Annotated in this window: 3 protein-coding genes and 1 pseudogene; 1 reads left to right on the top strand and 3 read right to left on the bottom strand. The window is 65.2% G+C overall.

Annotated features, from left to right (window positions below; translation table 11 throughout):
• Nucleotides 1–144 precede the first annotated feature (144 nt).
• From ENN83_RS16220 to ENN83_RS16210, 3 genes and pseudogenes are all read right to left on the bottom strand, one after another.
• Complete coding sequence (locus ENN83_RS16220) at nt 145–1,194, bottom strand: hypothetical protein (RefSeq protein WP_287188794.1); 1,050 nt, start codon at nt 1,192–1,194, stop codon at nt 145–147.
• Nucleotides 1,089–2,069, bottom strand: a complete 981-nt coding sequence (locus ENN83_RS16215) for a DUF2793 domain-containing protein (RefSeq protein WP_287188792.1) — start codon at nt 2,067–2,069, stop codon at nt 1,089–1,091. The genes ENN83_RS16220 and ENN83_RS16215 overlap by 106 nt, the downstream gene beginning before the upstream one ends.
• A 9-nt stretch (nt 2,070–2,078) precedes the next feature.
• Nucleotides 2,079–6,073: pseudogene (locus tag ENN83_RS16210) on the bottom strand (baseplate multidomain protein megatron).
• Between the two features lie 155 nt (nt 6,074–6,228).
• Between ENN83_RS16210 and ENN83_RS17250 the strand changes: the two are divergent.
• Nucleotides 6,229–6,560, top strand: a 332-nt coding sequence (locus tag ENN83_RS17250; protein ID WP_414707684.1) for a helix-turn-helix domain-containing protein, incomplete at its 3' end; no start/stop codon positions are given.

Below are 6,560 nucleotides of genomic sequence, written 5' to 3'. Positions count from 1 at the left end.
CGCGATACAACCGAACGCCGCGCTCGCGGAACTCGGCCGTGTATGTCGGGGTGTGCTTCTTCTTCGATTCCATAAGGGTCATCCTCTGAGAGTTTTACTCTCTCGGAAACCCGGGGCGGTTCAGTCATGATGATGTCCTTGGGTTCAATAATCGGTCTCGACGTAGATGCCCGAGCAGTCATAGGCGACGGCCGCTGCGGTCGCGCCGGTGTTCATGTAATTGCGCGGGCTCGGCAACTGGGTGGCAGCGGGCATGTCGGTGGCGATGGTGAACTCGACCGCCGCCCCGCTGACCTCCTCGACCACCCGAACGCCGATGTCGGCCCCATCTGGCGCGGCGGCGATGTAGAGCGTCAGCACGTTGGTCGTGCTGTTCACCGGGAAGCTCGCGCCCAGATCGATCAGCGTCGGCGCGCCCGTGCCATCGTTTGCTACCGCCTGCCAGTTGGTGTGGGTGCCACGCTGGAAGCCGATGCCGATGCAGTTGATCGCCGCCGCCAGCGTCAGCGTTGTGGCCAGCGCCGCTGTCGAGCCATAGAGGCCAAAGAACCCCATGCCAGTGGCCTGCAAGGTCGTCAGCGACAGCCGGTTGACATAGCTCCACCCGCCCAAGCCTGCCACAGTGCCGCGCCAGCAGACCCAGCCTGCGGAGCGTTCCTCGGCCACCGCATCCACGGTCGCCGCACTGGTGACGCGCCAGCGCCGCATGCTGGTCGAGAGGTTGGTGGTGGTCAGTGTCGGCGTCGCCATGGCGCCGACAGCCGTGCGCGGCATGCCGTTGGTGTTGACTGTCGTGTTGACAGATGGAGCCCAAGTGGCGACCCGGTTGACTCCGAAATGCGGCTGGAGCGGAAAGAACCGGCCCGAAGGACGCTGCACATCCAGCCATCCAGCCCCTGCGCGGTCGCGGGCATAGACGGCCAGCTTGCCTGCGGGCGGCGGGTCCGGAGCGGCGGGCAGGGCGGGCAAGACAAGTGGTTCCGGCAGTTCGACCCGGCCAGAGATGCGGTCGATCCGGATCGCGTCAAAGAAGGTCGAGCCGTTCGGGCTGACCTTAAAGCTGAAGTCGTCATTGCCCAGAGGGCCGATCAGGGCGCGGGCGGAGAAGCCGGTCTTGAAAGCGAAGGCCGCGTCATCGGCCGGCGCGTTCTTGTTGAATGTGGCCTCAATGCCATTGCCGGCATGGTTGAACAACATCGCGGGGGTGTTGATCGAAAACCGGTTGTAGCTGTCGGCAGTGCCCAGCCGAGGCCCAAGAGCTGGGCCGTCAGGTTCGCCTGTGGCATTGCGACCTGCGTGACGGCATTGGCGAAGGTGACTGTGGGGGTGTTGATCACCGTGGTGCCGCCAGCGCCTGCCATGGCCGAGCCGATGTTCACCACCGTCGTGGATCCGTTCGCGCCGCCAGTACCGATATTCACGGTCTTGGTGGTGCCGTTGGTCGTCGCCCCGCTCCCAAGGCCGTAAGTTGCCGTCCCGGTCGCGGTGCCAATGCTGGCCGAGGCAACTGACACCGTGACGGTTTCCGAGGCGGTTAAAGCGCCGGAGAAGGTCTTGTTGCCACTGAAGGTCTGCGTGCCCGCGAGTATTGCGAGTTCCGAGGATGTGTTCGGCAGCGTGAAGGTGCGGGTGGTGCCGCTGCTGAGCCCGGACAGCGAGAACAGCGCCCGCTTTGTCGGATCGGCATTGTTCACCAGGCTGAAGACGCTGTCAGGAACATCGACCGGTTCGCCGACCGGATCCCAAGCCGATCCAGTCCAGACCAGAAACATCTGTTCGGCGGCGATCCATGCCAGCCAGCCGGGGCGCGGTACCAAGCGCATCCAGACCGCATCGACCCAGAAAGCGACATTCAGATCCCAGCCTGCCCAGAGGTCGGTGGCCCCGGACGCCACGATATGCCGGTCGCCGTCGACGGGGCTGGCGGGCGGCGTGGTCCGGGTGCGGTCGAGGACCGACAGCTGGACCATCGCATCCAGCAGCCGTAGCGCCTCGTTATGGGTGACATGCTTCTGGGCTTGCGATGCCAGAATGTAGGGCAGCAGGAGGTGGGTTGTGATGTCGGACATGGGACGCCTTCAAAATGTGAGCGTGACCGATCGCCCAGCGCCTCGGCCGATCGGGGCTGAGAGCTGGTAGATGCGGATAGCGAGGGCTTGGCCGGGACCGAGGGGCGCGCCCCAATCAGTCGTCTGCTGGGCGGCGGTGTAGAGGGCACTGGTCGTGGCAGTCATCAAGGATCGCATGACAACTGACCCGTCCAGAATGTCGACTTGATATGCCTCGCTGTCCTCGGCCAAGGGCACATCGCCAGCGCCCCAGGTGTCGGCGACCAGCGACCGGGCGCGGCGCATCCAGCGGATTGTCAGGTCGCCGTGGCTGCGAGAAAATCGCCAGGGCTGTTCGACATGCGCGACGGAGAACGGTCGCAGCCCAGCGCCTTCGGGGGTGAAGTTGGTGGCAACAAAGGTCTCGTCGCTGACCGGCTTTGAGGCGGGGCCCATGCGCCAATTCCACGGCAGACCCAGATCGGCTTCGGAAATCGGCAGGCTGGCAAGGGTTGTGTCCAGTACCACCACCCGCGCGCCGATCGCCACCATGCTGACCATTGCACCTTCGGTTCCGCGCTGGCCCCGCAGCAGGCGGGTCAGCCGATAGCGCCCCGGGGCGATAAGTTCTGAAACGCCTGCCTGGACGATCTCCCATTGCCCAGCGCCGGTTTCGACGGCCAGTGCATTGGCCCCACCCAGCAGGGTGATATCCATGACGCTCTCCGGCGTGCCGGAATAGAGATCGACGACCAGCGCATTGCCGAGATCGAGGCGCGACACCGGCCCCGCATAGAAGTTGGCCGCCAGAACACCCATGCGCGTCCGTGAACTGAAGGTTGTCAACAGGGCAAAGCCATCTGTCGCGGCGCTGCGATAGACGGCGATCTCACCCGGCCACGGCCTGGCATGCGCCGCGACCATGGGCCGATGCGCAGGCTGGTCTTCGCGCAGTTGTGGCAGGTCCAGCAGCACTTCCGGCGCGCCGAAGACCGTCGGTGTCGACAGTGTGCCCGGGCGCGGTTCGCCGGGCGGCAGATCATAGACCGCGCGATCTTGGCGCACCGCATCGACGCTGCGCAGGTCGGAGTCGGCGATGGATACCAGCCGCATTTCCGTCAGGCGGTCATCGTGGTCGAGCAGGATCACGTCGCAGGGATCCAGCGTCAGACGTGAGGGCGGCAAGCGGAACACTGCGCGTTCCCGGCCAACCCATGCCTCCATCAGCGCGCGGCGACAGCGGCGTTCGGCCTCTTCGGGCGGGATCGCCATCGGAAAACTCTCCGAGGCGATGCGGGTGGTATCCACAGTGATCCGCCGGGCCTCGACTTGTGCCGCGTCATAGTCCTCGTCGGCGCGGGCCACCTGCCATTTCAGCGCCTGCGGCAATTCGGTTTCCTGCGCGCGGGTCAATTCCATCACGTCGCCCTGTGCGGAAGTGGGTGCGACCATGGCGTCGGGGGCGACCGTGGCGCTGGCGTTCCGGCCCCGCATCAGGAATTTGATCCGCCCCTCGCTTCCACCGCATCGAAGCCGAAATGCCGGGCCAGCGTGGAAATCGAGGCACGCGGTGCTTCCAGCGCGGAGATGACATAGCCCTCGACTGCTCCCCAGAGGCCGGAGACGTCGATCAGCTCCTCGGGCATGCCTGCGCGCAGACAAAGATGCCGCACCAGAGCCGCCAGCGACACCGCGCCCAGCCGCCCCGTCAGCCAGTGGCCAAGGCGCCAGTTTGGCCCGTCTGTCCAGACATCGGTCAGCCCGGGGAAGAAGGGATAGGGGCGCGCATCCCATGTCCAGGCGGCGCATTCGGGCACCTGCACCATGCGCGCACCATAGACCGATGAGGTCGGATTGTTGGTGGCTTCGCCCCACCACAGATATGTCGCCTCGAGATAGGCGCGTTGGACCGCATCATCGCGCCAGCCGCGCGAGAGGTAGGGCGTGAAGCTCTCTGACGATTTCGGATCGAAGAAGACGTTCGGCTGGTTGGTGCCCCGGTCGATCGCGGGGCAGCCGAGTTCCGTAAACCAGATCGGCTTCGACTGCGGCACCCATGCGGTTGGCGTCGCGCTTTCTACACCTCCCGGGCGGTTGAAGTGCGGGTTTTGCCACCAGGCGCGCAGGTCCTTGAAGCGGAACACCCATGGTTTGCCTACGCTGCCGTCCGTGATCGGCGTGCGGTTCTGCGCGGTTCGATCAAGGGCGCTGGCATAGAACCACTCGAAGCCTTCGCCGCCGGTGATGTTGGATTGCAGATAGTCCCGGTCATAGATCGCGGGGGCCTGCGCTGCATCGGCATGGTCAAACCCGTCGCGCCAGTCCGACAGCGGCATATGGTTATCGATGCCGATGAGGTTGATGTTGGCGTCCGACCAGAGTGGGTCGAGGTGGAAGAAGACATCGCCGGAGCCATCAGCGGGGTGATGGCCGAAATACTCCGACCAGTCGGCGGCATAGCCGATCTTGGGCCCAGCGCCGAGGATCGCGCGCACATCGGCTGCGAGGGACTTGAAGGCGGTCACTGCAGAATAGGTGCTGGCGCCCGAGCGGTTGGTGGTCAGACCGGGCATTTCCGATCCGATCAGGAAGGCGTCGACGCCGCCAGCCGCTTTGCACAAATGCGCATAGTGCAGGATCATCCGGCGGAGCGACCATTCGTCGACGGGACCGGTCCAGCTGACAGTGGTGCCGGAAACGGTAAAGTTGGCCGGCGCGGCTGTGCCGAACAGCGCCGACACCTGTGTGGCGGCCGGGGCGGTCTTGTCGACCGATCCTGCAAAACCCGCTGCCTGGGAACAGGTGATCCGGCCTCGCCAAGGGAATGTCGGTTGCCCCGATTGAGAGGCATTGGCACTGTAGGGATTGGGCTTCGTGTTGCCGGGCGGGACATCCATCAGGACGAAAGGATAGAACGTGACGCGCAGCCCGCGCGCCTTCATCTCCTGGATCGCCTGTACCACCGCGAATTCGGTAGGCGTGCCGCCGTAGACGGGACGGTCTTCGGCATCACGGCTTACCAGAAAGGCATCGGCGCGCGGGACACCATTCACGGACCAGGACGAGGGCGTGGTGGTCTTGGCCGCAACCTCGACGCCCGGCCGCACCTTGCAAGATCCTGCACGGAGGTCATCGCCAAACCACGCAACCACCAGGCTGACGCTTTCCACCGCCGGGGCCATGGATTGCAGCCGGTCCAGCGCCACCACGATGTCGGCGGTGTCGGTGATCGCATTCAAGTTCTCGGCCACAGTGCTGCCACCCGATATCTGGCCGAGGATGTTGGTGGTGCCACCGGTAGTCTTTTTGACCGGGGCGGTGGCATAGGTGAACTCGCCTGAAGCCGGGATCATCGTCACGGCCTTGACCAGCCCTTCGGCCGTGTCGGAATCCGCGAGGGGGCGAAACACTTCGAAGCTGATCTGCGGCAGGCGGTTGTCGAAGGCGCTGAGGTTCAACTCCTCGAAGACGACATAGGCGATGCCGCGATAAGCGGGCGTGTTGGCGGCACCCATCTTGGCCGAGATGAACGGATCGGGGCCCTGCGCATCGTTTCCGGGATACCAGCGCCAGGTGACGCCCGTCATATCCATCGGTTTGCCATCCGCCCAGACCCGACCAATGCCGGTGATCTCGCCCTCGCACAGCGCCACCGCAAAGCTGGCGTAGTACAGATATTCCGTCGTGGTGACCTTCGGCCCGCTGCCCTTGCCGCCGCCCTGGCGGGAGGTGTTGACCTCTTCGCGGAAGTCCGTTGCCCAGATGATGTTGCCGCCGATGCGCATCCGGCCGAACAGTCGCGGGATGACCGCGCCTTCGGTCGAGGAGGTGATGCGCAAGCTGTCCAGCCGCGCACCCTCGATCCGCTGAGCGGGAGCAAGGGACAAGACGATCCAGTTGTCGACGACGGACCCGATAGTCGACCCGATGAAGCCACCGATGGCCGCGCCAGAAAAGCCGAGGATGGCCCCGCCAAATGCGCCGCCAATCGCGGAGCCGACGGCGCCGAGAACAAGGGTTGCCATGTGTGAGGACTCAATCGCTGGGGAACAGGAAAGCGAAGGCGATGCGCCGCCGCCGAGTGGGGGTTAGAGTCGACCGCGACCAAGTTGAATCCTTGGGATTCACATCCGGGGTGATTTCTGATTCATGCTGACTGCCGGGAAGGGGGTCGGCATGGATGGGGAAACCGTATTCTTCTGATTTGCGCCAGCGGTTTGTAGCCGCTCTGGATGAAGGCATGTCGGCCAGTGCGGCGGGCCGCAGGATGCGGATTGCGCGTGCGACAGCCGTCAGGTGGGCCGCCACGTGGCGGCGTGAGGGTCGCGCCGAGGCGTTGCCGATGGGCGGAGACCGGCGCTCGGACGCCCTTGAGGCCCATGCGCCGACGATCCCTGGCTGGCTGAAGGAAACGCCCGATCTTTACCTCGGCGAGATCGTGGCGCGGCTGGCCTGCGCGGGCATTGCGACCTCGGGGAGCAGCGTCTCCCGGCTGCTCGCCCGCCACGGCAT

Source organism: Rhodovulum sp. (assembly GCF_011048875.1).
Taxonomy (GTDB): domain Bacteria; phylum Pseudomonadota; class Alphaproteobacteria; order Rhodobacterales; family Rhodobacteraceae; genus Rhodovulum; species Rhodovulum tesquicola.
This window is presented reverse-complemented; position numbering and strand designations above follow the sequence as displayed.

Bases quoted from the DNA above. Each gene is read 5' to 3' on its own strand.
- ENN83_RS16215 (WP_287188792.1), bottom strand. From the start codon at position 2,069: ATGTCCGACATCACAACCCACCTCCTGCTGCCCTACATTCTGGCATCG.